Source organism: Neisseria sp. HMSC078C12 (assembly GCF_001838065.1).
GTDB lineage: Bacteria > Pseudomonadota > Gammaproteobacteria > Burkholderiales > Neisseriaceae > Neisseria.
The window spans coordinates 1-1596 of sequence record NZ_KV835606.1; the positions used below are offsets into that span (position 1 = coordinate 1).

Here is a 1596-nt window from a genome sequence, read left to right on the forward strand (position 1 = left end):
CACTACTTCCACTGCGACCAAATCGGCATCCCACGTGAAATGACCGATAAAGACGGCAACCTGGTTTGGTTCGGCGATTATTACGGCTGGGGCAAACTGAAGAATGAAACCAACATATTCGGAACTGCTCACCAGCCCTTCCGCCTGCAAAACCAATATGCCGACCGTGAGACGGGGCTGCATTACAATTTCTTCAGGTATTATGAGCCTGATGCAGGTCGGTTTGTGAATCAGGATCCGATTGAGTTGTTGGGTGGGGAGAATTTGTATGCTTTTGGACTGAATACGAAGGCGTGGGTGGACCCATTAGGCCTTGCTTCAAAAGCAACTGCAAAAATGCAACCATATAGATTTTCGGATGTTAGTGTAAAAGGACCTCATGCTGATATTTTTGTAGGAAATAAAAAAGTAACAGAAGCCCTTTTAACCTTAGATGATAAAGGAGAATTAATATGGAAACGTTTTGGTGATATGAAAAGTGCTACTTCCAAAGAATTGAAAGCTGCTGATAAATTAATTTCTGAACTGAAAGACAACTCACAAATTATGTCATCAGCAAAAGATCAGCTTAAAAAGGCTCTGACTGATTTTGAAGGTGATTTAAATGACCCAAAAAGTAGCACTAGGAGAAAAGATATAGCTAAAAGAGGAATTAAAAAATTTAGGAAAATGCTAGGAAAATGTTAATGAGGTTATTATGGATATCACATCTTTCTTAAAAACAGGCAGATTTAAAGATTTGTCTGTGGGTATGTCATATAGTAATTTTCAAAAGCGGAAACAATTCAAACATTCGTCTAAATGGTTATACGATGACGATAATATAGAAAGTGGTTTTTCTATTTTTTGGAAGGGATTAGAAATTGGTTTTAGGGATGAAGTTATTTATTTGCTATCAATAGATCCTTATTTCAAAGGTGTAACTATTGCTAAAAAATATAAAATTAATAGGAAATTAACTATTGAAAAATTTGTACAATATTTGTTTTTTGCCGATATTAAATGGAAATTTGTATCAAGGGAGGAGTGGGAACATGAGTGTGAGATAAAAACAGAAGGAGGAGTTTCTATTATTTTCACATTTGAATTAGATGGTTTAAGAATCTCTAAATTTTCAGTCTCATAAAAAGAAATGTAATTAGGTCGAGCCTTCCCCACAAGGTCCCCTTTTTTCAAATACAAAAAACTCTAAAATCTAAATCTTTCAAATATTTAGACGTTTTATATTGCTCATTAATTTATGCAAAACTAACAACAGGCGTAGGTTGGGTCTAGCAAGCAGTAGCCCGCATGAAACCTACAATCCTGACATAGGGTCTTGTGTTTTTTGCTTTTCAGACGACCTCAATCCTTTTTCGAGGTCGTCTAAAATATTTTTTCCATAACAATCCAAGCCAAAACCGCAACCGACAACCGCCTGAAAACCTACAACGGCAGCAGCTATTACTACGACCACTTCGGCAACCTCATCCATCGAGAACTGGCCGACGGCGAAGTACAGAACTACTTCTACGACCTGCATGACCAACTGGTTAAGGCGGAAATCTTCAAAAAAGACGGCACGAAAGAGACTTGGGCCTACACCTACGACGCCTT

At 37.7% G+C, this 1596-nt stretch carries 2 protein-coding genes and 1 pseudogene; all 3 read left to right on the forward strand.

The window, feature by feature from the left end; genetic code table 11:
* On the forward strand, positions 1-687 hold a 687-nt coding region (locus HMPREF2596_RS11600), incomplete at its 5' end, for an RHS repeat domain-containing protein (protein WP_283140405.1).
* A gap of 10 nt (positions 688-697) precedes the next feature.
* Positions 698-1126 (forward strand): hypothetical protein, encoded by a 429-nt coding sequence (locus HMPREF2596_RS05005; protein WP_003744796.1) that lies wholly within the window; start codon positions 698-700, stop codon positions 1124-1126.
* A gap of 354 nt (positions 1127-1480) precedes the next feature.
* Positions 1481-1596 (forward strand): annotated as a pseudogene (locus HMPREF2596_RS11605) (RHS repeat protein); the annotation flags it as partial.